Here is a 23,311-nt window from a genome sequence, read left to right on the forward strand (position 1 = left end):
CCCGCCAATGCTATCCTCTCGTCCGCTAAAACCAGCTTCACCCAGCGAGATTCAACATGACCCGACTGATCAAGCGCGCGTCCGCCGAGGCGCGTGCGTCCAAGCGCAGCAAACCGTCCGCCTACAACGGCTCCGAAAAACTCCAGCCGCCGCGCGTAAAGCGCCGCGCGGACATCGACGAACACGACGACGTGCCCGTGCTCGAAACGCCGCGCAAGCCGCGCTTCGCGCCCGTCACGTTCTCGGAAGAGGGCGGCGTGCGCTTCCTGCACTTCGGTACCGAGTGGGTGCAGGGTGCGATGCGGATCTCGAAGCCGCTGCACATCGAGCTCGAATACGCGCAGCAGATGATGGCGTGGCTGCTGTTCCTCGAAACGCCCGAGCGGATCGTCCAGCTCGGGCTCGGTACCGGCGCGCTGACCAAATTCTCGCACCGCTTCCTGTCGCACGCGAAGGTCGACGCCGTCGAGCTGAACCCGGCCGTGATCGTCGCCGCACGCACGATGTTCGCGCTGCCGCCCGATGACGCACGCCTCGCCGTGCACGAAGCCGACGCATGGGACTTCGTCAACGATCCGGCCAACCGCGGCTCGACGGGCGCGATCCAGATCGACCTGTACGACGCGACCGCGCGCGGCCCCGTGCTCGACAGCGTCGCGTTCTACCGCGCGGTGCGCGGCTGCCTCGCCGACGCGGGCATCGCGACGATCAACCTGTTCGGCGATCATCCGAGCTTCGTGCGCAACATGAAGCACCTGAACGCGGCGTTCGATCATCGCGTGATCGCGCTGCCCGAAGTGCACGACGGCAACCGGATCGCGATCGCGTTCTCGGGCCCCGCGCTCGATGTGTCGTTCGCCCAGCTCGACGCGCGTGCGAAGCTGATCGAGGACACGCTGAAGCTGCCCGCACGCAAGTGGGTGAAAGCTTTGAAAGAAACGACCGGCGCACGCGACGCCTCGTTCGCGATCTGACGCTTCATGCACCGGCGGCATGCCGGTGCAACCACGCGACAAGGGGCGGATCACCTCGGGTTCGCCCCCGCTTGACCGCGTGCTCGCGGCTCCTATACTGGCGCGAAGCCAGGGAAGCCGCAGCCTACCCGTTTTGCGCTCCTCTCGGCGCCGTACCCGCTCAACAAGATCGATAACCGGGAAAGATGAGGAGACGTCATGGCTCACGATGCCGACGCCAACCGGGCCGCCAAGCGCTGGCTCTGGCTGCTGGTACTGCCGCTGATCGCGATGGTCTGGGTACCGTCGTACAGCAAGATCGAACCGCAATGGTTGGGTTTTCCGTTTTTCTACTGGTACCAGCTGCTCTGGGTCTTCATTAGCGCGGTGATCACCGCGTTCGTGTACTTCAAGACCAAGAACGCGTGGAAGGCGAGCGGCCCGCAGGGAGGTGCGCGATGAATCTCGGCGCAACCTTCGTCTTCGTCCTGCTGTTCATCGGCGTCACGATCATCGGTTTCCTGGCCGCGAACTGGCGGCGCGGCGATCTCGCCCATCTCGACGAATGGGGCCTCGGCGGCCGCCGCTTCGGCACGATCGTCACGTGGTTCCTCCTCGGCGGCGATCTCTACACGGCCTACACGTTCGTCGCGGTGCCCGCGCTCGTGTTCGGCGCCGGCGCGATGGGCTTCTTTGCGCTGCCTTATACGATCCTGATCTATCCGTTCGCGTTCGTCGTGTTCCCGAAGCTGTGGAGCATCGCGAAGCGGCACGGCTACGTGACGGCCGCCGACTTCGTCAACGCGCGCTACGGCAGCCGGATGCTCGCGCTCGCGATCGCGGTGACGGGCATCCTCGCGACGATGCCGTACATCGCGCTGCAGCTCGTCGGCATCGAAGTCGTGATCGGTGCGCTCGGCTTCGACACGACCGGCTTCGTCGGCGACCTGCCGCTGATCATCGCGTTCGCGATCCTCGCCGCGTACACGTACACGTCGGGGTTGCGCGCACCCGCGATGATCGCGATCGTCAAGGACATCCTGATCTACATCACGATCGCCGCGGCGGTCATCGTGATCCCGGCGAAGCTCGGCGGCTTCGGGCACATCTTCGCGAGCGTGCCGCCCGCGAAGCTGCTGCTGAAGGCGCCCGACGCGATGAGCCTGAATGGCTACAGCGCGTATGCGACGCTCGCGATCGGCTCGGCGCTCGCGCTGTTCCTGTATCCGCACTCGGTGACGGCCATCCTGTCGTCGTCGTCCGGCAACTCGATCCGCCGCAACATGGCGATGCTGCCCGCGTATTCGTTCGTGCTCGGCCTGCTCGCGCTGCTCGGCTACATGGCGCTCGCGTCGGGCGTGAAGGACATGCCGCAGTACGCGCCGTACTTCAAGGCGTTCGGCCCGAACTTCGCGGTGCCCGCGCTGTTCCTCCAGTATTTCCCGTCGTGGTTCGTCGGTGTCGCGTTCGCGGCGATCGGCATCGGCGCGCTGGTGCCGGCGGCGATCATGTCGATTGCGGCCGCGAACCTGTACACGCGCAACATTCACCGCGAGTTCGTGAACCGCAACATGTCGCACGAGCAGGAGACGCACGTCGCGAAGCTCGTGTCGCTGATCGTCAAGGTCGGCGCGGTCGCGTTCATCCTCGGGCTGCCGCTGACCTACGCGATCCAGCTGCAACTGCTCGGCGGGATCTGGATCATCCAGACGCTGCCCGCGATCGTGCTCGGCCTGTACACGCGCGTGCTCGACCATCGCGGCCTGCTGGCCGGCTGGGCGGCAGGCATCGTGTGCGGCACGTGGATGGCGATCTCGCTGAAGCTGGCCGGATCGATCTTCACGATCCACCTGTTCGGTCTCGCGATTCCCGGCTACGCGGCCGTGTGGTCGCTGATCGTGAACCTGGTGGTCGCGGTAGTGGTGAGCGTGCTGGTGCGCGTGATGGGCATGGCGCATGCGGAGGACCGCACGCGGCCGGAGGACTATCTCGACGTGGTGGAAGGCTGACGCCGCCTGCACGGCCGCGCAATGAAACAGCCCGCCACCGGCAAGGTGGCGGGCTTTGTTTTTCGTGTTATCCCTGCGCGCGTTTCGCGAGGTCCTCGCGCTGCGACAGGTCCTCGACGTTGACCATCCAGTGCACGCCGAAACGATCCTTCGCCATCCCGAAGCCGAGCGCCCAGAACGTCTTGCCGAACGGCATCGTCACTTCGCCGCCGTCGGTGAGCGCATTGAACAGCTTCTGGCCTTCCTCGACCGTCGCCGGGTTCAGCGACAGCGAATAGCCGGCATGCATGCCGCCGCCGGGCTGGCTGCAGTCGCCGTCCGAGCACATGATCATCGAGTCGCCGATCGTGAAGCTCGCGTGCATCACCTTGTCGGCCATCTCCGGCGTCATCGGATAGTCGGGATTCGGCGGCGCGTCCTTGAAGTGCATCTTGAACATCGTCTTCGCACCGAGTGCCTTTTCGTAGAACTGAAGGGCTTCGTCGGCACGACCGTAGAACGTCAGGTACGGTTGAACTTGCATCGCTGTCTCCTGTAATGAGCCGGCCTGCGCATCTGCGCGGGTTCGGCGTCGTGCAAGACTGACTGGGAAAGGGGGCGTCGGGAGGCGGCCGGCGCACCCGTGACGTGGATTGTAGTGCGCGTGCTTGACGATGGAATGAAAAATAAAACGGCCGCGAACATGATGTTCGCGGCCGTGTGCGGCGCGCTTGCTGACGGCTGTTGTCAGGGTTGCTGACAGCCGCTGACGCGTATCGCGGCTCAGCGCAACGAGTCGATCAGCTTCTCGAGCTTCACCGCATCGGCGGCGAATACGCGGATGCCTTCGGCGAGCTTTTCGGTTGCCATCGCGTCGTCGTTCAGCTGGAAGCGGAACGACGATTCGTCGATCGCGACGCGCGCGGCGGGCTTGTCCTGCAGCGCTTCCGGCGACAGCTTGCGCGTGACCGTCTCGTTGCTGTCCTGCAGCTTCTGCAGCAAATCGGGACTGATCGTTAGCAGGTCGCAGCCGGCGAGTTCGGTGATCTGGCTGGTCGTGCGGAAGCTCGCGCCCATCACTTCGGTCTTGTAGCCGAACGTCTTGTAGTACGTGTAGATGCGGCGCACCGACTGCACGCCCGGATCGTTCGCGCCGCCGTCGTTCTCTTCATTCCACGCTGCGCCGGCTTGCTTCTTGTACCAGTCGTAGATGCGGCCGACGAACGGCGAGATCAGCTGCGCGCCGGCTTCCGCGCAGGCGGCGGCCTGCACGAGCGAGAAAAGCAGGGTCATGTTGCACTTGATCCCTTCCTTCTGCAGCACTTCGGCCGCGCGGATGCCTTCCCACGTCGATGCGAGCTTGATCAGGATGCGCTCGCGGCCGATGCCGGCTGCTTCATACAGCTTGATGAGCTCGCGGCCCTTGTCGATCGAGCGCTGCGTGTCGAACGACAGGCGTGCGTCGACCTCGGTCGACACGCGGCCCGGGATCAGCTTCAGGATCTCGGTGCCGAATGCGATCAGCAGGCGGTCGATGATGAAATCGGTGCTTTCGTTGCGATGATCGCGGACGGTTTTCTCGAGGATCGGCTTGTACGCATCCTTCTGGACGGCCTTCAGGATCAGCGACGGGTTCGTGGTCGCGTCCTGCGGCTGGTATTGCGCAAGCTGCTGGAAATCGCCCGTGTCGGCGACGACGGTCGTGTACTGCTTCAGCTGGTCGAGTGCGGTAGTCATGGCGATTCGGAAGAAGGGCGCAAGGCGCCGGGTTCTCACGGGCCGCGCGAGCGCGGCGGCGAAGCGAAGCGGCGCCGGGCGCCGCCTCCGATCCGCTATTCTAGGCCTGATTCGTGTCGGGCACGTTCTGGCGTGTCCGATGGCCGCCGCAGCGGGCGCCGCGTCACGCGGGGCGGCGTGCGTTCAGGATCACCTGCGTGACGATCCCCGCGACGAGCCCCCAGAATGCCGAGCCGATCGACAGCAGCGTGAGGCCCGACGCGGTGACCATGAACGTGACGAGCGCGGCTTCACGCTGCTTCACGTCCTGCATCGCGTTCGCGAGGCCGCTCATGATCGAGCCGAACAGCGCGAGTGCGGCGACCGACACGACGAGCGCCTTCGGCAGCGCCGCGAACAGCGCGGCGATCGTCGCGCCGAAGATCCCCGCGATCAGGTAGAACGTGCCGCACCACACGGCGGCCGTGTAGCGCTTCGCGCGATCCTCGTGCGCTTCCGGGCCCGTGCAGATCGCGGCCGTGATCGCTGCAAGGTTCACGCCGTGCGAGCCGAACGGCGCGAGCAGCAGCGATGCGAGGCCGGTGGTCGCGATCAGCGGCGACGACGGTGTCTGATAGCCGTCCGCGCGCAGCACTGCGATGCCCGGCACGTTCTGCGACGCCATCGCGACGACGAACAGCGGAATGCCGATGCTGACGATCGACGCGATCGAGAACGCGGGCATCGTGAACACGGGCTGCGCGAGCGCGATATGGAAGCGGCTGAAGTCGAGCAGGCCGAGGCCGCCGGCGACCGCCGTGCCGACGATCAGCGTCGTCACGATTGCATAGCGCGGCGCGAGCCGCTTGACGATCAGGTACGTGAAGAACATCGCGAGCACGAGCGCGGTCTGGAACTGCGCGGCGCGGAAGATCTCGATGCCGATCTCGAACAGGATGCCCGCGAGCAGGGCGGCGGCGATGCCGGCCGGAATCTTGCGCATCAGCGTGTCGAACAGCCCGCTCACGCCGACGGCCGTCAGCAGCACCGCGCAGACGACGAACGCGCCGATCGCCTCGGGGTACGGCACGCCGGGCAGCGACGCGATCAGCAGCGCGGCGCCGGGCGTCGACCATGCGACCACGACAGGCGCGCGAAAGCGCAGCGACAGGCCGATCGTCGTCAGCGCCATGCCGATCGACAGCGCCCAGATCCACGACGAGATCTGCGCATCGGTGAGGTGGGCGGCGCGGCCGGCCTGGAACATCAGCACGAGCGAGCTCGTGTAGCCCGTCATCATCGCGACGAAGCCGGCGACGAGTGCCGAGACGGAGGTGTCGGCGAAAAAGCGGCGGCCGCCGGCGCGGCTGGCGCTCGCGGTGGGCGAGGGGTTCATGCTATCTCCGGGGGGAGGCCGCTCGGACGCGGCCTTCGAGCTTGGTGGGGATCGTTACTTGCTGAGTGCGCGCATCGCGGCTTCGAGGCCCGCGAGCGTGAGCGGATACATGCGATGGCCGAGCAGGTCGCGGATCACCGCGACCGACTGCCGGTATTCCCATAGCCGCTCGGGCTCCGGGTTCAGCCACGCATGATGGGGGAACTGGTCGGCGAGGCGGCGCAGCCATACGGCACCGGCTTCCGGGTTGTTGTATTCGACCGAGCCGCCGGGCTGCAGCACTTCGTACGGGCTCATCGTTGCATCGCCGACGAAGATCAGCTTGTAGTCGGGCGTGAACTTGTGCAGCACGTCCCACGTCGCGGTGCGTTCCGAGTGGCGGCGGCGGTTGTTCTTCCACAGGTGGTCGTACACGCAGTTGTGGAAGTAGAAGAACTCCAGGTGCTTGAATTCGGCCTTCGCAGCTGAGAACAGCTCTTCGGTGCGCTTGATGTGATCGTCCATCGAGCCGCCGACGTCGAGCAGCATCAGCACCTTCACGTTGTTGTGGCGTTCGGGCACCATCCGCAGGTCGAGCCAGCCCGCGTTCGCGGCGGTGCTGCGGATCGTGCCGGGCAGGTCGAGCTCCTCGGCGGCGCCTTCGCGCGCGAAGCGGCGCAGCCGCCGCAGCGCGACCTTGATGTTGCGCGTGCCGATCTCGACGGAATCGTCGTAGTCGCGATAGGCGCGCGCCTCCCACACCTTCGCCGCGGTGCGGTTGCCGTTCGACGGGCCGCCGATGCGCACGCCTTCCGGGTTGTAGCCGCCGTGCCCGAACGGCGACGTGCCGCCGGTGCCGATCCACTTGTTGCCGCCTTCGTGGCGTTCCTTCTGCTCGTCGAGCAGTTCCTTCAGGCGCTCCATCAGCTTGTCGAGCCCGCCCATCGCTTCGATCTGTGCCTTTTCCTCCGGCGACAGTTCGCGCTCGAGGCGCTTTTCGAGCCAGTCGAGCGGAATGTCGAATGCTTCGGACGGCAGTGCGGACACGCCGTGGAAATACGCGCCGAACGCCTGGTCGAACTTGTCGAAGTACTGCTCGTCCTTGACGAGCGTCATTCGCGCGAGGAAGTAGAACGCGTCGATCGACGGCGAGATCAGCCCGGCCTTCAGCGATTCGAGCAGCGTCAGGTATTCCTTCACCGAGACGGGCAGCTTGGCTGCGCGCAGCGCGTAGAAGAAATTGAGCAGCATGGCCGGGCCTTCGCGGGTGAGGGAGGATTACCGGTTGTGCCGGTTCATGTAGACGAGCCGTTCGAGCAGGCTCAGGTCCTGCTCGTTCTTCAGCAGCGCGCCCGCGAGCGGCGGCACGATCTGCTTCGCATCCAGGCCGCGCAGCGCGTCGGCCGGGATGTTCTCGGCGAGCAGCAGCTTCAGCCAGTCGAGCAGCTCGGACGTCGACGGCTTCTTCTTCAGGCCCGACACGCCGCGCAGTTCGAAGAAACTCTCGAGCGCCGCGCGCAGCAGTTCCTCGCGGATGTCCGGGAAATGAACCGCGACGATCTTCTGCATCGTCGCCGGGTCGGGAAACTGGATGTAGTGGAAGAAGCAGCGGCGCAGGAACGCGTCGGGCAGCTCCTTCTCGTTGTTCGACGTGATGATGACGAGCGGGCGGTGCTTCGCGCGGACCGTTTCACGTGTTTCGTACACGTGGAATTCCATCCGGTCGAGCTCGCGCAGCAGGTCGTTCGGGAATTCGATGTCGGCCTTGTCGATCTCGTCGATCAGCAGCACGCTCGGGTGCTCGGCATCGAACGCCTGCCACAGCACGCCCTTGACGATGTAGTTCGAGATGTCCTTCACGCGCTCGTCGCCGAGCTGCGAATCGCGCAGCCGCGACACGGCGTCGTATTCGTACAGGCCCTGCTGCGCCTTGGTGGTCGACTTGATGTGCCATTGCAGCAGCGGCATGTCGAGCGCGGCGGCCACTTCCTCGGCGAGCATGGTCTTGCCGGTGCCGGGCTCGCCCTTGATCAGCAGCGGGCGTTGCAGCGTCAGCGCGGCATTGACCGCGAGCTTCAGATCGTCGGTGGCGACGTAGTGCGAGGACCCTTCGAAACGCATGGCGGCGCTCTTCTCAATCGGGGGAAAAAACCCAGTATAAGTCAGAAGGGCTGTCCGGTTGGGCCGCGCCCGCGTATCGTTGCGGGGCTGTGGCGGGGCGAACCCGGGGCGCCTGGTGGACGCGTTCCCCGCCGACGCGGTACAATCTGGCCGTTTTTTTTGGCCTGCGTGGCGACCTGACAAGCATAACGGCGCGGGCCGTTGCCGCTTCGGCGCCAGTTTCCCCTCAAGCTAGGTTACAAGAGCTATGAACAAATTCGTCGGCAAACACGTCGTTGTCGCAGCGCTCGTGGCGCTCGCGGGCAGCGCGCAGGCGGCCGGTGTGGTCGGCAACCCGAAGGACGGGGCGAGCAAGGCCGCCATGTGCATCGGTTGCCACGGCATCCAGGACTACCGCGCGGCGTACCCGGAGGTCTACCGGGTGCCTGTCCTCGGCGGCCAGAACCAGCAATACCTCGAGAACGCGCTGAAGGCCTACCGCAAGAAGGATCGTCACTTCCCGTCGATGAATGCGATCGCCGGTTCGCTGACCGACCAGGACATCGCGGATCTGGCGGCGTACTACGCCGTCCAGAAGGCCGACACGAAGGACAATCCCTACAAGTAAAGCGCGCGCCGCCGATCTGACCGGCGGGACAGGAGCATTCATGAACAACGCATTCAAGACGGCGGCGGTTGCACTGGCTGCCGGCCTCGCGATCGGTACCGCGCACGCGGCGGACATCACGAAAGGCAAGGAACTGGTCGAATCGCACAACTGTGCCGCCTGCCACGGCGCGCAGATGAACAAGCCGATCAACGCCGAATATCCGCGCCTCGCCGGCCAGCATGCCGACTATCTCGTGTGGGCGATGCGCCAGTACCAGATGGGCCTGACGAATCCGCTGCTCGGTCGCAATAACGCGATCATGCAGGCGCAGGTGCAGAGCCTGTCGGTCAGCGACATGAAGGACATCGCGGCCTACATCGAGTCGCTGAAAGAAACCGATCTCGTGTTCAAGAAGTAAGTGCGACGGGCCCGACGGGCCCGCGCAGCAAAAATACCCCGCCTCGGCGGGGTATTTTTTTGCCCGCGCTCCGGCGCCCGTGGGCCGGAGCCGCGGCGGTCAGTCGCGCGATGCGCGGCGCAGGATGCGCTGCAGGTACGCGTCGGTATCGGGCGGCGTGTTCGTGCGCTGGGCTTCCCAGATCGTCTCGCCGAGGCATTCCATGATCACGTGCTGCGCGTCGTGGGTCGAGTCGAGCTTGGCCGCGAGCTTGTCGTGCGCGGCGCGGATGCCGGGCGGCTGGTCGATCGACAGCTGCTCGCTGATCGCGAGGTGCATCGACAGGTGCAGGAACGGGTTCGTGCGGCCTTCCTCGGGCGTGTACTCGCGCGCGGTGGCGCCATCGGCGTCGGCGAGTTCGTCGTGGTATTCGGGATGCTCGACGATCCAGTCGGCTGCCATCGCTTCCAGTGGCGTCAGGATCTCGCCGGCGCGCTGCTTGCGCCAGGTCTCGGTGAAAAAGCGACGCACTTCGTCGCGGCTTGGATTGAACATGGTGGGGAAACGTCGTGATTCGGACGGCGTGGTGCCGCGTCGCGCATTGTACGCCGGGTCGGCGGGCGGCGCTGGCGGCGGGCGGGAGCGGGTTGCGAGGCGGTGGTGGTGGCGGCGGCCCGCGGGCCGCGCAGGTGCGCGGCGCAGGCCGGTTGCCTGCCGCCCTTCACCGGTGCCCGGGAACGGGTAAGCGCGGGCTAGGCTCGGCGCCGCCGCGCCGTTACACTCCGACGATTTACGTCACCACGCCGTTCGCACCCGTTCCGTCATGACTGCCACTCCCCGCCCGTCGTCCGCCGCCCTGCAGGGCACGCTCTACGTTGCGCTGTCCGCTGCCGCGTTCGGCGCGATGGCGATCTTCGGCCGCTACGCGTATGCGGCCGGCGTCGACGTGCTCGGGCTGCTGATCGTGCGCTTCGCGATCGGCGGCGCGGTGCTCGCGGCGATTGCACGGCATCGCCGCGTCGCGTGGCCACGCGGGCGCGCGCTTGTGCCGCTCGTGGCGATGGGTGCGCTCGGCTACGTCGGGCAGTCGTTCTGTTATTTCAGCGCGCTGCAGCACGCGCAGGCGAGCCTCGTCGCGCTGCTGCTGTACTTGTATCCGGCCTTCGTTACGCTGCTGGCCGCGTGGTGGCTCGGCGAGCGCCTTACGCGCGCGAAGGCCGTTGCGCTCGTGCTGTGCGTTGCGGGTTCGGCGCTGATGGTCGGCGGCGGGCATGGCGAGCCGCTCGGGATCGCGCTGGCGCTGGCCGCCGCGGTGATCTATTCGCTGTACATCGTCGGCGGCACGAAGGCGACGCGCGGCGTCGATCCGCTCGCGACCACCGCGATCATCTGCCTGTCGGCAACCGCGACGCTCGTGGCGATCGCCGTCGTGCGAACCGCGGCGTTCGGTGCGCCGCCGCGCTGGCCCGCGACGGCCGGTGGCTGGGCGTCGATGCTTGCGATCGCGCTCGTGTCGACGGTCGCGGCGATGCTCGCGTTCTTTGCCGGGCTCGAACGGCTCGGGGCTGCGCGCACGTCGATGCTGTCGACGCTCGAACCGGTCGTGACGGTCGCGCTCGCGGCGTTGCTGTTCGGCGAGGCGCTGTCGCCGCTGCAGTGGGCGGGCGGCGTTGCGATTCTGGCCGCCGTGCTGGCGCTCGTGCGCGCGGGCGGCGCGGCGGCTGACGATGCGACGGCGACGTCCAACGCGTAGCCGGGAAGGGGAAAGCGGCGGCGTGGGTGGCTACGCGCTGTCGCGGCTGCGGTTTGCCCGCAGAACCACGGCCGATGGCGCGTGCATCGAGTGTCCTGTCGCAGGCCGCCGGGTGGTTTGCGGCGCGTCAACCGCGGTTGCGCGTCACTCGTTGGGCGGCGGCGTCTTCGGTCGGAATTCGCACAGCGGCTCGATCGCGCAGTGCCAGCATTCGGGCTTGCGGGCCTTGCACACGTAGCGCCCGTGCAGGATCAGCCAGTGATGCGCGTCCTGCAGGAATTCCTTCGGCGTGAACTTCTCGAGCGCAGCCTCGACGGCGCGCACGTCCTTGCCCGGCGCGAGCCCCGTGCGGTTCGCGACGCGGAAGATATGCGTGTCGACCGCGATCGTCGGCTGGCCGAACGCGGTGTTCAGCACGACGTTCGCGGTTTTGCGGCCGACGCCCGGCAAGCCTTCCAGCGCTTCGCGATCGGCCGGCACCTCGCCGTCGTAGCGCTCGAGCAGGATCCGGCACGTCGCGACCACGTTCTTCGCCTTGGTCCGGTACAGGCCGATGGTCTTGATGTACTCGGTGACGCCCTCTTCGCCGAGTGCGACGATTTGTCGCGGGGTGTTCGCGACCGGAAACATCTTCCGCATCGCCTTGTTGACCGAAACGTCGGTCGCCTGCGCGGACAGCATCACGGCGATCAGCAGCTCGAACGGCGTCGAGTATTCGAGTTCGGTGGTCGGATGCGGATTGAGGCTCTGCAGCGTTTCGTAGATCGCGTGTCGTTTGCTGGCGTTCATGGAGCGCTCTGGTCGGGCGGTGCGGACGGGCCGCCTGGGCCGTCGTTGCCTGCGTCGTTCTCTTCGTCGTTGCCGCTCGCGGCCGCCGCTTCGGCGTCGCGTTGGGCCTGCTGCTCGGCGAGCCGTTTGCGGCGCGCCTCGGCCGCGTCGATCTGCGCCTGGACGGCCGCGCTCACGCCTTCGGTGTTCTTCGGCCCGGTGCCTTGTCCGGACAGTTCTTCCTTCTTCTTGCGCGCACGTTCGAGCGCGGCGGCGATGATCGCGCGTTTCTTCGCTTCGGCGTCGTCTGCGGCCGGTGCGGCGGCTGGCGCGGCGGATTGCGTTTCCGCGTGTGACGCGGCCGGCTTCGCGGCGCTGGCCGCGCGGCGTGCAGCGGCGCGGGCTTCGGCGGCCTCGCGTTCGCGGCGCTGGCGCGCGAGCCGCAGGTCGTGGCGTTCACGTGCGGCATCGGCCTGTTCCTGCGACCACGCGTCCCAGCCGGTGCGATCGCCGGTCACAGGCAGCATTGCGATGCAGTCGACCGGGCAGGGCGGTACGCACAGGTCGCAGCCGGTGCACAGCGACTCGATGATCGTGTGCATCTGCTTCGGCGCGCCGACGATCGCGTCGACCGGGCACGCCTGCATGCACAGCGTGCAGCCGATGCACAGGCTTTCGTCGATGAAGGCGACGGCGCGCGGATGCTCGCTGCCGTTGACGGGGTTCAGCGGAATCACCGGTTTGCCGAGCAGGCTCGAGAGGCGCACGATGCCTTCGGCGCCGCCGGGCGGGCACTGGTTGTAGTTCGCCTCGCCGGCGGCGATCGCCTCAGCGTACGGGCGGCAGCCGTTATAGCCGCACTTCGTGCATTGCGTCTGGGGAAGCAGATCTTCGATGCGATCTGCGAGTGTTTTGGAGTCGGTCACGGTGACAACGGGCGCAGCGGCGCCGAATGGCTCTCGGCCGCGTCGGACGCGGCCGGAAAGGTTTGCCAAAGCTCGATTATCGCCGATTTCCCGCATTGCGCTGGACGCCGTCTGTGCGCATAATCGAACCGCTTTTTTGCAGGGGCTCAGCAGGAGGGCGGCCGTCCGCGGCGCGCCCGTTCCAGGGCGGCCGGCGCCGAGGCGGTGGGGGTGCCGGTCCGGATCACGCGGCTCACATAGCAAAACGCCACCATGAATCAGCCAAAAATCAAAAGAGATCCTGAAGGTACGCGCCGCCGCATCCTGATGGCGGCAGCCGAAGAGTTCGCGAGTGGAGGGCTGTTCGGCGCACGCGTCGACCAGATTGCGCGCCGGGCGGAAACCAACGAGCGCATGCTCTATTACTACTTCGGCAGCAAGGAGCAGCTGTTTACGGCCGTGCTCGAACACGCGTTCTCCGCGCTGACCGAGGCCGAACGCGTGCTCGACCTCGACGGCGTCGCGCCGGTCGAAGCCGTCACGCGGCTCGCGCATTTCGTTTGGGACTACTACCGCGACCATCCGGAGCTGCTCAGGCTCATCAACAACGAGAACCTGCACGAAGCGCGCTACCTGCACAAGTCGACGCGGATCCGCGAGATGATGTCGCCGATCGTCGCGAAGCTCGGCAACGTGCTGTCGCGCGGCCAGAAGGCCGGGCTGTTCCGCACCGACGTCGATCCGCTGCGCTTCTACGTGACGCTGTCGGGGCTCGGCTACTACATCGTGTCGAACCGCTTCACGCTCGCCGCGACGCTCGGCCGGGATTTCACCGACACCGACGAGCGCGCCGAAATGGTTCGGATGAACACCGAGGTGCTGCTCGCGTATCTGCTGCGCCGCTGATGCGCCGACCGGGCTGACGCGGCCGCCGGATGTAAAAACGCCGCCGTGCGCAGGCAACGGCGGCGTTTTTTCGTCGGAACGCGGTGCGTCAGGCGGCCTTGCGCGCGCGCACGGTCTTGGCGCGCGGGCTGCTGCCGGCGGCGCGTTTTGCGGCCGGTGCGGCCGTGGCAGGGGCGGCGGCCTTGGCCGGCGCCTTCGCGCGCGTGCGCTTTGCCGCGGTGGCGCGCGTTGCTTCAGCCGGTGCGTTGCTGGCCGGTACGGCCGCGAGCGTCGTGGTAGCCGGCGCATCGGGGACATCCTTCGTCGCGCCGTGCTTCGGCTCCGGTGCATGCTCGCGGATGAAGTCGCGCAGTTGCGGATAGATGATCGTGCGCCAGCGGCGGCCCGAGAAAATCCCGTAGTGACCGCACTTCTCGGCGGTCAGGCTGCGGCGATCGTCTTGCGGGATGCCCGTGCACAGCTCGTGCGCGACGTGTGTCTGGCCGCTGCCGGAGATGTCGTCGAGTTCGCCCTCGATCGTCATCAGCGCGGTGTGCCTGATGTCCTGCGGACGCACGCGCTCGCCTTCGACGTCCCACGTGCCTTCGGCCAGCCGGAATTCCTGGAACACGACGCGGATCGTCTCGAGGTAATACTCGGCCGCCATGTCGAGCACCGCGTTGTACTCGTCGTAGAACTGGCGGTGCGCTTCGGCGTCGTCCTCGTCGCCGCGCAGCAGGCTCTGGTAGAAGTCCCAATGCGATTGCGCATGCCGCTCCGGGTTCATCGCGACGAAGCCCGTGTGCTGCAGGAAGCCCGGATACACCTGGCGGCCTTCGCCCGGGTAGTTCGCGGGCACCGTGTGGATCACGTTGTTTTCGAACCACGCGGTCGAGTGCTGCGTCGCGAGCGAATTCACCGATGTCGGGCTGCGGCGCGCATCGATCGGGCCGCCCATCATCGTCATCGTGAGCGGTGTGTCCTCGCCGCGGCTCGCCATCAGCGAGATCGCCGCAAGCACCGGCACCGTCGGCTGGCATACCGAGATCACGTGCAGGTTGCGCGCGCCGATGTGACGGATGAACTCCTGGATATACGCGATGTAATCGTGCAGGTGGAACGGGCCGGTCTCGACCGGCACCATCCGCGCGTCGATCCAGTCGGTGATGTAGACCTTGTGATCCTGCAGCAGCGTGCGCACGGTGTCGCGCAGCAGCGTCGAGTGATGGCCCGACAGCGGCGCGCAGACCAGCACGACCGGTTCATCTTTCAGTTGCGTGACGGCGTCGGCGTCGTCCGAATAGCGCTTGAAGCGCAGCAGCCGGCAGAACGGCTTCTCGACGATCGTCTGCTCGACGATCGGGATGTTGTGGCCGTCCTTGACGATCTGATGAATGTTGAATTCGGGCTTCTCGTAATCCTTGCCGAGCCGGTACATCAGTTCGTACGCGGCGGCCATCCGCGTCGCGCCTGGCATCAGCGAGAACGGGCTGGACGGATTGGCGAACGATTTGGACGCGGCCTGGGCCCAGGCCGTCAGCGGGCTCAGCATGGCCCGCTGGAATTCGTGCAGTTGGTAAAGCATGCAGACTACTCCCGCGTGGGGGACGGTGCGCAAGGGCGGCGTGAGGCGTCGCGGCGTGCCGTGTGGGTCAGTGGCCGGCCATGTTGCACTGCAGCCGGACAATCGCGTCGATCATATCGGACAACGATGGGTGGTGCAATGCAACATTTCCCCGATTTTTCATCAAAGTTTTGCGATTTGACGTTCTCTGAACAAGCCGTTTGCGCCCCGTTCAGCGCCCCGTCGCCACGGCCGGCGCGGGCTGGCCGGCTGCGCGCGCCATCGCGTCTTCGTGGTGCATCAGGTTCATTGCAGTATGCACGAGCGCCACGTGCGAGAACGCCTGCGGGAAGTTGCCGACGAGCCGCCCGTCCACCGGGTCGTACTCTTCCGCCAGCAGCCCGAGGTCGTTCGACAGCGAGAGCAGCCGGCTGAACAGGCGGTGCGCGTCGTCGATCCGGCCGAGCAGCGCATAGTTGTCGACCAGCCAGAAGCTGCACGCGAGAAACGTGCCTTCGCCGGGCGGCAGGCCGTCGTCGTAATCGGTCGTGCGGTAGCGCATCACGAGGCCGTCATGCAGCAATTCCCGCTCGATCGCTTCAACCGTGCCGACGATGCGCGGATCTTCCGGCGGCAGGAAGCCGAGCAGCGGCATCAGCAGCACGCTGGCGTCGAGCTCGTCGCTGCCGTAGCTCTGCGCGAACGCCTGTTTGCCTTCGTGCCACGCGTTGTTGCACACGTCGGCATGGATCTGGTCGCGCAGCGCGCGCCAGCGGTCGAGCGAGCCGGGCAGCCGGAACATCTCCGCCGACTTGATCGCGCGGTCGAACGCGACCCACGCCATCACCTTCGAGAACGTGAAATGGAGGCGGCCGCCGCGCGTTTCCCAGATCCCTTCGTCGGGTTCCTGCCAGATCTTCTCGAGATGGTCGAGCAGCGCGCACTGCACGGACCAGACCGTGTCGTCGGCCTGCAGGCCGCCCACGCGCGCGAGGTGCAGCGCGGCCATCACCTCGCCGAACACGTCGAGCTGGAGCTGGTTCGCGGCGCCGTTGCCGACGCGCACCGGCTTCGAATCCTGATAGCCGGGCAGCCAGTCGAGCTCCATTTCCGGCAGCCGGCGCTCGCCGGCGATCCCGTACATGATCTGGATCTGCTCGGGCGAGCCGGCCATCACGCGACCGAGCCACGTGCGCCACGCACGCGCCTCGTCGTAGTAGCCGCCGCGCATCAGCGCGAGCAGCGTGATCGTCGCGTCGCGCAGCCAGCAGTAGCGGTAGTCCCAGTTGCGGTTGCCGCCGATCTTCTCGGGCAGCGACGTGGTCGGCGCCGCGACGATGCCGCCGGTCGGCTCGTACGCAAGCGCCTTCAGCGTGATCAGCGAACGGCGCACGGCCGCCGCGTAGCGGCCCTGCACCTGGCAGCGGCCCGACCATTCTAGCCAGTAGTTTTCGGTGCGCGCGAGCATCGACAGCGGATCGCGCGCGGGCGGCAGCCGCATGTGCGACGCCGCATAGCTGAGCGAGAACGGCACGCGCTCGTCGGCGCTGACCGTGAATTCCGCAAGCGTATGGAGATTCTTGCCGGCGAGCGGCACCGGCGTACGCAGCACGACAGTGTCGGGGCCCGCGATCGCCTTCATGCCGTCCTCGCGGGTCAGCTGCGTGACCCACGGGATCGAGAAGCCGTAGTCGAAGCGCAATACGAGCTCCATGCGCATCTTCATCGTGCCGTGGCGGCCGACGACGATCCGCACCAGTTCGGACCAGCCGTTGCCGGGCGGCATGAAGTCGATCACGGTGACGGCACCGTCGGCGCTTTCGTAGTCGGTTTCGAGAATCAGCGTGTCGCCGCGATAGCGGCGCGTCGTGTGCGTGATCGCGGCGTCGGCGGCCGGCGCGAGCAGCCAGCGGCCGTGCTCGGGAGTGCCGAGAAGCGCCGCGAAGCAGGCGCCCGAATCGAAGCGGGGCCAGCACAGCCAGTCGACGGAGCCGTCTTTAGCGATCAGCGCGGCGGTATGGCCGTCGCCGACGAGGGCGTAGTCTTCGATCAGGGCGGGCATGGGCAGGCGATCCTTGGTTTCGAGTTCACAATGCGGACGGCGGTGGCCAAGGCTTCACGCACTGGCGCCCCGCCCCGTATACTCGGCCGGGCGGCGGAGCGCATGAATGGCCGGCGTTTCGTCCTATCTCAACACTTGAAGCGACTCGATGCAAGGAGGATTCAATGCCCAACCGTTTACGCGAGCGTGACGCACGCGCTTCGACACGAGGGTTCCCGCTTAGGCTCGCTCACTGGATGAAAGGTTTCGCGATCGTGCTCTCCCTTTCCGCGACCCACGCATTTGCGCAGCAATCGCCCGCCCCGGCCGACGGCGTCTACAACCTGCTGGTCGGCACCTACACGGGCGGCGGCAGCGACGGGATCTATGTTTACCGCTTCGATACGAAAACCGGCAGCGTGGCGCCCGTGTCATCGGCGAAGACCGTGAATCCGTCATACCTGTTGCCGAGCCGCGACGGTCGCACCGTCTATGCGGTCAACGAACTGCCCGGCGACGACGGGCCCGCGTCGCAGCGCGGCAGCGTCAGCGCATTCCGCTTCGATGCGAAGACGGGCGCACTGAGCTTCATCGATCGCGTGTCGTCGGAAGGGAACGATCCTTGCTATCTCGCGCTGTCACCGGACGGCAAGTACCTCGTGACGGCCAACTACTCGGTTGCGAAGGATCCGGGCGGCAGCTTCGCGGTGTTTCCGCTGCGCGACGACGGCGCGGCCGGCCAGTCCGTGCTGACCGTGCATCACGAAGGCGCGGGGCCGGTGAAGGGCCGCCAGGACGGTGCGCACGTGCACTCGACGGTGTTTTCGCCGGACGGCCATTACCTGTTCGTGCAGGATCTCGGCGCGGACAAGATCTACGGCTACCGCTACACGGTGGACGGCAGCCGCGGGCTGATCAGCCCGACCGACACGCGCTACACGCCGGTGAAGGCAGGCTCGGGCCCGCGTCACATGGTGTTCAGCGCCGACGGCCGGTTCGCGTACGTGACGAGCGAGCTGAATGCGTCGGTCGAGGTGTTCGGCTACCACGACGGCAAGCTGACGCCGGTCGAGACCGTGTCGATGACCGCGCCGGGCTTCAATGGCAAGATCGGCGGCGGCGCGATCCACCTGTCGCCGGACGGCCGCTTCCTGTACGTCAGCAACCGTGGCGACGCGAACGACCTGGTGATCTACGCGGTGAACCAGGCCGATGGCCGGTTGAAGCACGCCGGCCGCCAGTCGAGCCTCGGCAAGACGCCGCGCGAGTTCCTGATCGATCCGACCGGCAAGTGGCTGATCGTCGGCAACCAGGACAGCGATACGTTCTACGTGTTCAGCCGCAATGTCGAAACGGGGCAGCTCGGCGCGAATCCGCAGAAGGTGGCGGTCGGCAAGCCGGTCGACTTCAAGCTGGTGCCGGTGCAGTAAATGAAAAAGGGCGCTGCCGAGGCAGCGCCCTGTGTTTTCCGGGGCGGCCGGTTTCCCGGTGAGCCCGTATCGATTGACGGGCGGCCGCCCGGCCGCCGCGCTCAGTCGGCCGCGGCCGGCACGAGCACCTCGCGGCTGCCGTTGATGCCCATCGGCGACACGAGCCCGGCCGCCTCCATCTGCTCGACGAGGCGTGCGGCGCGGTTGTAGCCGATGCGCAGTTGCCGTTGCACCGACGAGATCGACGCGCGCCGCGTGCGCACGACGAACGCGACGGCTTCGTCGTACAGCGGATCGGCTTCCGCGTCGGGCGCATCGCCGAACAGGTCCTGCGTCGCGCCATCGGCGGCCGGCCCGTCGAGGATCCCTTCCTCGTATTGCGGCTCGCCGAACTGCTTCAGGTATTCGACGATCCGGTGCACTTCCTCGTCGGCGACGAACGCGCCGTGCACGCGCTGCGGATAACCGGTGCCCGGCGGCAGGAACAGCATGTCGCCCATCCCGAGCAGCGATTCGGCACCCATCTGGTCGAGAATCGTGCGCGAGTCGATCTTCGACGACACCTGGAACGCGACGCGCGTCGGGATGTTCGCCTTGATCAGCCCCGTGATCACGTCGACGGACGGACGCTGCGTCGCGAGGATCAGGTGGATGCCGGCCGCGCGCGCTTTCTGCGCGAGGCGAGCGATCAGCTCTTCGATCTTCTTGCCGGCCACCATCATCAGGTCGGCCAGCTCGTCGATCACGACGACGATCAGCGGCAGCGTCGACAGCGGCTCGGGATCCTCGGGCGTCAGCGAGAACGGGTTGCCGATCTTCTTTTCCTTCGCTTCCGCGTCGCGGATCTTCTGGTTGAAGCCCGCGAGGTTGCGCACGCCGACGGCCGACATCAGCCGGTAGCGCTTCTCCATCTCGCCGACGCACCAGTTCAGCGCGTTCGCTGCGAGCTTCATGTCGGTGACGACCGGTGCGAGCAGGTGCGGGATGCCTTCGTAGACCGACAGCTCCAGCATCTTCGGGTCGATCATGATGAGCCGCACATCCTCGGGCGTCGCCTTGTACAGCAGCGACAGGATCATCGCGTTGATCGCGACCGACTTGCCCGAGCCCGTCGTGCCCGCGACGAGCATGTGCGGCGCCTTCGCGAGATCGGTGACGACCGGGTGGCCGGTGATGTCCTTGCCCATCGCGATCGTCAGCTGCGAGGCCGAGTGCTGGTACTGGCGTGACTCGATGATTTCCGACAGGCGGATCATCTGGCGCTTCGCGTTCGGCAGTTCGAGGCCCATGCAGGTCTTGCCGGGAATCGTCTCGACGACGCGGATCGACGTGAGGCCGAGGCCGCGCGACAGGTCCTTCATCAGCCCGACGATCTGGCTGCCCCGCACGCCGAGCGCGGGCTCGATCTCGAAGCGCGTGATCACGGGGCCGGCCGACGCGCCGACCACCGTCACCGGCACCTTGAATTCCTGCAGCCGCTGTTCGATCACCTGCGCCGTCTGCGCGAGGTGTTCTTCGGTGATCGTTTCGATGTCGCCGGACCCGGGCTCGAGCAGGTCGAGTGTCGGCAGTTCGACGTTGAACGACGCGGGCGCGTGGAATTCGAACGCGTTCGGGCGCGGCTGGCGCGCGGGGGTGTCGGGGGCCGGTGAGCCGGCTGCGGCCGGCGCGGCAGGTTCGATTGCCGTGGCCGTGGTTGCTTCGGCCGGCGGGGCCGCGGGGGTCGCCGGTACGGCCGCTAAAGCCACCGGTGTGGACAGGCTCGCTGCGGGCTGCGGCGATGCCGCGGTCGATTGGGCCGCCGGTGTTGCGGAGACATTCGACATTGACCAGCTTGCCGGCGACGAGGCCGGGGCGAGTGGGGCTGCGAACGTCGTGGCCTCGATTGCTGCAGGTGCGGACGCGATCGATGGAGCTTGCGTCGCGGCGGTTGCGCTGAAGGGGGGCGGCGAGCCGGCTGGAGCGACGGGCGAGCCGGCGATCGGCTGCGCCAGAGTTGCCGTGGCGATAGTGATCGGTGTGACTGCGCCGGAAGTGCTGAATGTGCCGAATGCCGTACCCGTGCCCGTCGACGAGGTTGCCGGGTTGACCTGAAGCGCCGGTACGGGTGAGGAGGACGGTGCCGTGATCGAGCCCGGCACATTCACGGGCGTCGCGGTAGCGATCGCTGACGTGGCAGCCGGTGCGGGCGCCGGTGCGGTCGAGCCGGATGTCGAAGCCGACGTGCCGGTCGCAGACGGCGTCACGGCGGGCACAACGGACGATGCGGGCGACGATTCGCGGGGGAACGAACCGTAAGTTGTACCCGTCACGCTGACCGGCGTCACCGGCGCAGTGCCGGGTACGTCGATCGGGGATGCCGGCGCGACGGAAGCCGCGATCGATGCTGAAGCGGTCTGCTGCGAAAGCGAAGCCGACGAAGCGCCGGTCATGCCGATCGGAGAGGCCGACGCGACGGATGCAGCGGTCGATGCCGGCACGGCCGGTTGAACACGAGAACCGGATGCAGTACCGGTCACGCCATCCGGTGAAGCGCCAGCGGTGACCGATGCAACGCGCGATGTGGAGGCAGGTGCTTGCGTGGTCGAACCGTGCGCGGTGCCGACGAGCGGCGACGCAGCGGTAGCCGAAGCCGTTTGCACAGCGGCAAACGGTTGAGCAGCGGCCGGCGATTTCTGCAATTCCGTGGCGATGGGCGTATTCGTCGCGGCAGGTTGCGCCGTCGACGGCGTCCACGTCCATGCCGCTGCAGGCGCGGCGCCCCGAGTGACCGACAGCGGTGCAGCAGGTTCCACCATGTCATCCTTGGCGGCTTCCGGTGCAATACTCGATGCGGCTGGTGCCGACGCTGCCGCAAACGGCCTGGCTTCGGCACTTGCGCGCGGCGTTGCTTCGGCGATCTGCGAAGAGGGGAGGGCCGCGAATGGTGCGATGTTCGCGGCGGGCTTCACGTCGGTGTGCGTATCGGCGCTGCCCTGCGGCACGCGAGCCGGTGCCGCGCGATCGATTGCGGGAGCCGGTTGCGCCGTGTCCTTGTCGTCGGTATCGATGGACGCCGGCGGGTTGCTTGCGGCGATGTCGCGAACCGCCTCGGCCCTGGGTTGCGCGGCGGCGGCATTGGCCGATCCCGTCGCGGCCGTCAATGACTCGGCGACCGGGTTCCAGGCGGACGCGTCGACCGCGGAAACCGGCTGGCTGGCGAGGTCTTCCCACGGCGCGAGGTCGATGGGCGCGTCGAACGACGGCGCGGGCGTGACTTCCGATCCCGGCGCGGCGGGGGCATCGTCGGTGTGCCGGATCTCGTCATCGGCGTGATGCGAGAACGCGGCATCGTCGATGCCGGTATTCGACAGCCCGTGTGGCGCGGCGGCGTCGAACGCCACGGCGCCCGCATCGGCAACCGGCGCATGGACAGCGGGCGCTGCCGGCATGAATGCGTCGAGCACGATCGGTGCGTTGTCGTCGTACGCCGGCGCCGCATCGTGAGCGAGCGGAACAGCGGCGTCATGCGCCGCGAAGCCGTGGGTCGCAGAGGCGATCCCGGCCGGCACGGCCGCCGCTGCCGGCGTTGCCATGCTGGCAGCGGCCACACCAGCCACACCAGCCACGGTGGCTGCGGCCGCCGCGTGCGCTGCGTCGGCCGACTGCGCACCGCTCAGCGTCGCCCATTGCGCGGTGCTGGCCTCGATCGAGCGCAGCGTGTCGTGAACGCTCGGCGCCGGCGTGATCGGCGCGGCGGGCTTTTCCGTCCATGCATAGAGCGGCGCACGCGCCGGCGTTTGCGGCGCCGGGCGACGTCGTGCCGCATCCGGTGGCAGGCCGGCCGAACCGGCTCCTGCGACTGGGCGTACCGGCGGCCGCTGCGACTGCGGCTGCGTAGGGGCCGGCCGCGGCGTGACCGCGGTACGCGGCGGGGTCGGCTTCAACGCGGCGGTGGCCGGTCGCGCGGCAGTCGGCCGCGGGCGGACGGGCTCGAATCCGACAGGAAGCGGGGCGGGATCGGGGCGCGGAACTTGCGAGTTCGCTGCTGCGCGCGCGAGGCTGGCGGTGCTGCCGGTCGTGGGCGGCGGCATCGCGCTGGCCGGGGGAGGCGGCGCGGGCGGTGTCGGCATGCTGCGTTGGGACGCAGTCGGCTTCAACCAGCCCGACGGCGCGACGGGTTCCACGTGAGGTCGCGCGGGCGTGCTGCTGCGCGGCTTCGGCCGCGCCTGCGGGTCGGGTTTCCACAGCGTCGGGCGCGAATACCGGCCGTTCTGGCGTGGCGCCATCGAATTGACGGTATGCGCGGTGGCCGGCTGGACGACGTCGTCGTCGCGATGCAGCGCGCTGCGCGGCAGGTCGGCGATGCCGCGCGCCTCGTCGTCACCGCCGTCGCGCGACAGCTTGACACCGAACGACGTGTCGACCCACGCGGCGAACTGCCGCCAGCCGATGCCGGTCAGCCAGGGCAGCCCGGCGAAGAACAGCACGACCATCGCGACCGGCGTGCCGATCGGGCCGAGCACGTGGGCGAAGCCTGCCGAGAACGCATGGCCGAGCGCGTTCGTGTCGGGGCCCGACAGCGGGCTCGTCAGCGTGCAGCTTGCCGCGAACACGGCAGCGAAGCCGAGCCACAGGCGGATCGAGCCGCGGCCGGCGAGCCCGCCGCCGCCGGGCAGCATTGCCTGCACGAGACGCCAGAAGAGAAGGAGGAACCAGACGGCGGAGATGCCGAACCAGCCGAAGACAACCGTGTGCATGCTTTGAAACAGGAGTGGGGAGGGGCGCGCGGGGCGCGACCCGCCGAGTTTAACCGGCTGGGGAACAAGACTCTAACGCGGCGTGCA

General features: G+C 67.5%; 19 protein-coding genes. 8 read left to right on the top strand and 11 right to left on the bottom strand.

The features are described 5' to 3' along the window. The first annotated feature begins 56 nt into the window (after window positions 1-56). The 3 genes from B7G54_RS27885 to mctP all read left to right on the top strand — a co-directional run bounded on the left by B7G54_RS27885 (window position 57) and on the right by mctP (window position 2,962). A complete protein-coding gene (locus tag B7G54_RS27885) occupies window positions 57-974 on the top strand; it encodes a class I SAM-dependent methyltransferase (RefSeq protein ID WP_085041985.1) in 918 nt (305 codons plus the stop codon). Window positions 975-1,172: 198 nt separating this feature from the next. Next, a complete protein-coding gene (locus tag B7G54_RS27890; protein WP_011352801.1) occupies window positions 1,173-1,415 on the top strand; it encodes a DUF3311 domain-containing protein in 243 nt (80 codons plus the stop codon). Then, window positions 1,412-2,962, top strand: coding sequence for a monocarboxylate uptake permease MctP (gene mctP, locus B7G54_RS27895; protein ID WP_085041986.1), 1,551 nt, complete (start codon window positions 1,412-1,414; stop codon window positions 2,960-2,962). The genes B7G54_RS27890 and mctP overlap by 4 nt, the downstream gene beginning before the upstream one ends. Window positions 2,963-3,029: 67 nt before the next feature. On the opposite strand, the gene B7G54_RS27900 is transcribed toward mctP, so the two are convergent. From B7G54_RS27900 to B7G54_RS27920, 5 genes are all read right to left on the bottom strand, one after another. After that, window positions 3,030-3,485, bottom strand: coding sequence for a VOC family protein (locus B7G54_RS27900; RefSeq protein ID WP_085041987.1), 456 nt, complete (start codon window positions 3,483-3,485; stop codon window positions 3,030-3,032). A gap of 239 nt (window positions 3,486-3,724) precedes the next feature. After that, window positions 3,725-4,678, bottom strand: a complete 954-nt coding sequence (tal, locus tag B7G54_RS27905) for a transaldolase (RefSeq protein ID WP_085041988.1) — start codon at window positions 4,676-4,678, stop codon at window positions 3,725-3,727. Window positions 4,679-4,841: 163 nt separating this feature from the next. Further along, window positions 4,842-6,053 carry a benzoate/H(+) symporter BenE family transporter gene (locus B7G54_RS27910; RefSeq protein WP_085041989.1) on the bottom strand — a complete coding sequence of 404 codons (1,212 nt, stop codon included), beginning with the start codon at window positions 6,051-6,053 and terminating at the stop codon, window positions 4,842-4,844. Between the two features lie 54 nt (window positions 6,054-6,107). Beyond that, window positions 6,108-7,283: a vWA domain-containing protein gene (locus tag B7G54_RS27915; protein ID WP_085041990.1), complete on the bottom strand. Its 1,176-nt coding sequence runs from the start codon at window positions 7,281-7,283 to the stop codon at window positions 6,108-6,110. Window positions 7,284-7,310: 27 nt separating this feature from the next. Then, window positions 7,311-8,153, bottom strand: coding sequence for an AAA family ATPase (locus tag B7G54_RS27920; RefSeq protein WP_085041991.1), 843 nt, complete (start codon window positions 8,151-8,153; stop codon window positions 7,311-7,313). Between the two features lie 247 nt (window positions 8,154-8,400). Between B7G54_RS27920 and B7G54_RS27925 the strand changes: the two genes are divergently transcribed. Next, window positions 8,401-8,760 (top strand): c-type cytochrome, encoded by a 360-nt coding sequence (locus B7G54_RS27925; protein WP_011352793.1) that lies wholly within the window; start codon window positions 8,401-8,403, stop codon window positions 8,758-8,760. A 40-nt stretch (window positions 8,761-8,800) separates the two neighbouring features. Further along, window positions 8,801-9,160 carry a c-type cytochrome gene (locus B7G54_RS27930; RefSeq protein ID WP_027786804.1) on the top strand — a complete coding sequence of 120 codons (360 nt, stop codon included), beginning with the start codon at window positions 8,801-8,803 and terminating at the stop codon, window positions 9,158-9,160. Window positions 9,161-9,259: 99 nt separating this feature from the next. Here B7G54_RS27930 and B7G54_RS27935 read toward each other — a convergent pair whose 3' ends face one another. Beyond that, window positions 9,260-9,694, bottom strand: coding sequence for a DUF1841 family protein (locus tag B7G54_RS27935; protein WP_027786805.1), 435 nt, complete (start codon window positions 9,692-9,694; stop codon window positions 9,260-9,262). A gap of 268 nt (window positions 9,695-9,962) precedes the next feature. On the opposite strand from B7G54_RS27935, the gene B7G54_RS27940 reads away from it, so the two are divergent. Then, complete coding sequence (locus B7G54_RS27940; protein WP_085041992.1) at window positions 9,963-10,892, top strand: DMT family transporter; 930 nt, start codon at window positions 9,963-9,965, stop codon at window positions 10,890-10,892. Window positions 10,893-11,036: 144 nt separating this feature from the next. Here the strand turns inward: B7G54_RS27940 and nth are convergent, their stop codons facing one another. Together nth and rsxB are read right to left on the bottom strand one after the other, a co-directional pair. Continuing rightward, the gene (nth, locus tag B7G54_RS27945) at window positions 11,037-11,681 is read right to left on the bottom strand and encodes an endonuclease III (RefSeq protein WP_085041993.1); all 645 of its coding nucleotides are present in this window, start codon (window positions 11,679-11,681) and stop codon (window positions 11,037-11,039) included. Then, window positions 11,678-12,682 carry an electron transport complex subunit RsxB gene (gene rsxB / locus B7G54_RS27950; RefSeq protein ID WP_085041994.1) on the bottom strand — a complete coding sequence of 335 codons (1,005 nt, stop codon included), beginning with the start codon at window positions 12,680-12,682 and terminating at the stop codon, window positions 11,678-11,680. Before rsxB ends, nth begins: the two co-directional genes overlap by 4 nt. Before the next feature lie 156 nt (window positions 12,683-12,838). On the opposite strand from rsxB, the gene B7G54_RS27955 reads away from it, so the two are divergent. Continuing rightward, the gene (locus B7G54_RS27955) at window positions 12,839-13,471 is read left to right on the top strand and encodes a TetR/AcrR family transcriptional regulator (RefSeq protein WP_085041995.1); all 633 of its coding nucleotides are present in this window, start codon (window positions 12,839-12,841) and stop codon (window positions 13,469-13,471) included. 88 nt (window positions 13,472-13,559) lie between these two features. Here the strand turns inward: B7G54_RS27955 and B7G54_RS27960 are convergent, their stop codons facing one another. Together B7G54_RS27960 and B7G54_RS27970 are read right to left on the bottom strand one after the other, a co-directional pair. Then, on the bottom strand, window positions 13,560-15,035 hold the full coding sequence (locus B7G54_RS27960) for a polyhydroxyalkanoate depolymerase (protein WP_085041996.1): 1,476 nt from the start codon (window positions 15,033-15,035) through the stop codon (window positions 13,560-13,562). A gap of 211 nt (window positions 15,036-15,246) precedes the next feature. Beyond that, window positions 15,247-17,076, bottom strand: coding sequence for a glycoside hydrolase family 15 protein (locus B7G54_RS27970; RefSeq protein ID WP_085041998.1), 1,830 nt, complete (start codon window positions 17,074-17,076; stop codon window positions 15,247-15,249). A 164-nt stretch (window positions 17,077-17,240) separates the two neighbouring features. Between B7G54_RS27970 and B7G54_RS27980 the strand changes: the two genes are divergently transcribed. Continuing rightward, window positions 17,241-18,485 carry a lactonase family protein gene (locus tag B7G54_RS27980; protein ID WP_106409035.1) on the top strand — a complete coding sequence of 415 codons (1,245 nt, stop codon included), beginning with the start codon at window positions 17,241-17,243 and terminating at the stop codon, window positions 18,483-18,485. A 101-nt stretch (window positions 18,486-18,586) separates the two neighbouring features. Here the strand turns inward: B7G54_RS27980 and B7G54_RS27985 are convergent, their stop codons facing one another. Continuing rightward, entirely contained in the window at window positions 18,587-23,224 is a 4,638-nt protein-coding gene (locus B7G54_RS27985) for a DNA translocase FtsK (RefSeq protein ID WP_085042000.1), read from the bottom strand. Between the last annotated feature and the right edge of the window lie 87 nt (window positions 23,225-23,311).

This window comes from Burkholderia puraquae (assembly GCF_002099195.1).
Taxonomy (GTDB): domain Bacteria; phylum Pseudomonadota; class Gammaproteobacteria; order Burkholderiales; family Burkholderiaceae; genus Burkholderia; species Burkholderia puraquae.

What these genes read in the sequence shown, in the direction of transcription:
- B7G54_RS27960 (WP_085041996.1), bottom strand. Translation starts at nt 15,035, where the DNA reads ATGCTTTACCAACTGCACGAATTCCAGCGGGCCATGCTGAGCCCGCTG.
- B7G54_RS27890 (WP_011352801.1), top strand. Translation starts at nt 1,173, where the DNA reads ATGGCTCACGATGCCGACGCCAACCGGGCCGCCAAGCGCTGGCTCTGG.
- B7G54_RS27930 (WP_027786804.1), top strand. Translation starts at nt 8,801, where the DNA reads ATGAACAACGCATTCAAGACGGCGGCGGTTGCACTGGCTGCCGGCCTC.
- tal (WP_085041988.1), bottom strand. Translation starts at nt 4,678, where the DNA reads ATGACTACCGCACTCGACCAGCTGAAGCAGTACACGACCGTCGTCGCC.
- B7G54_RS27970 (WP_085041998.1), bottom strand. Translation starts at nt 17,076, where the DNA reads ATGCCCGCCCTGATCGAAGACTACGCCCTCGTCGGCGACGGCCATACC.
- B7G54_RS27925 (WP_011352793.1), top strand. Translation starts at nt 8,401, where the DNA reads ATGAACAAATTCGTCGGCAAACACGTCGTTGTCGCAGCGCTCGTGGCG.
- nth (WP_085041993.1), bottom strand. Translation starts at nt 11,681, where the DNA reads ATGAACGCCAGCAAACGACACGCGATCTACGAAACGCTGCAGAGCCTC.
- B7G54_RS27885 (WP_085041985.1), top strand. Translation starts at nt 57, where the DNA reads ATGACCCGACTGATCAAGCGCGCGTCCGCCGAGGCGCGTGCGTCCAAG.
- B7G54_RS27910 (WP_085041989.1), bottom strand. Translation starts at nt 6,053, where the DNA reads ATGAACCCCTCGCCCACCGCGAGCGCCAGCCGCGCCGGCGGCCGCCGC.
- mctP (WP_085041986.1), top strand. Translation starts at nt 1,412, where the DNA reads ATGAATCTCGGCGCAACCTTCGTCTTCGTCCTGCTGTTCATCGGCGTC.
- B7G54_RS27985 (WP_085042000.1), bottom strand. Translation starts at nt 23,224, where the DNA reads ATGCACACGGTTGTCTTCGGCTGGTTCGGCATCTCCGCCGTCTGGTTC.
- B7G54_RS27915 (WP_085041990.1), bottom strand. Translation starts at nt 7,283, where the DNA reads ATGCTGCTCAATTTCTTCTACGCGCTGCGCGCAGCCAAGCTGCCCGTC.
- B7G54_RS27955 (WP_085041995.1), top strand. Translation starts at nt 12,839, where the DNA reads ATGAATCAGCCAAAAATCAAAAGAGATCCTGAAGGTACGCGCCGCCGC.
- B7G54_RS27920 (WP_085041991.1), bottom strand. Translation starts at nt 8,153, where the DNA reads ATGCGTTTCGAAGGGTCCTCGCACTACGTCGCCACCGACGATCTGAAG.
- B7G54_RS27980 (WP_106409035.1), top strand. Translation starts at nt 17,241, where the DNA reads ATGCCCAACCGTTTACGCGAGCGTGACGCACGCGCTTCGACACGAGGG.
- rsxB (WP_085041994.1), bottom strand. Translation starts at nt 12,682, where the DNA reads ATGCGGGAAATCGGCGATAATCGAGCTTTGGCAAACCTTTCCGGCCGC.
- B7G54_RS27935 (WP_027786805.1), bottom strand. Translation starts at nt 9,694, where the DNA reads ATGTTCAATCCAAGCCGCGACGAAGTGCGTCGCTTTTTCACCGAGACC.
- B7G54_RS27940 (WP_085041992.1), top strand. Translation starts at nt 9,963, where the DNA reads ATGACTGCCACTCCCCGCCCGTCGTCCGCCGCCCTGCAGGGCACGCTC.
- B7G54_RS27900 (WP_085041987.1), bottom strand. Translation starts at nt 3,485, where the DNA reads ATGCAAGTTCAACCGTACCTGACGTTCTACGGTCGTGCCGACGAAGCC.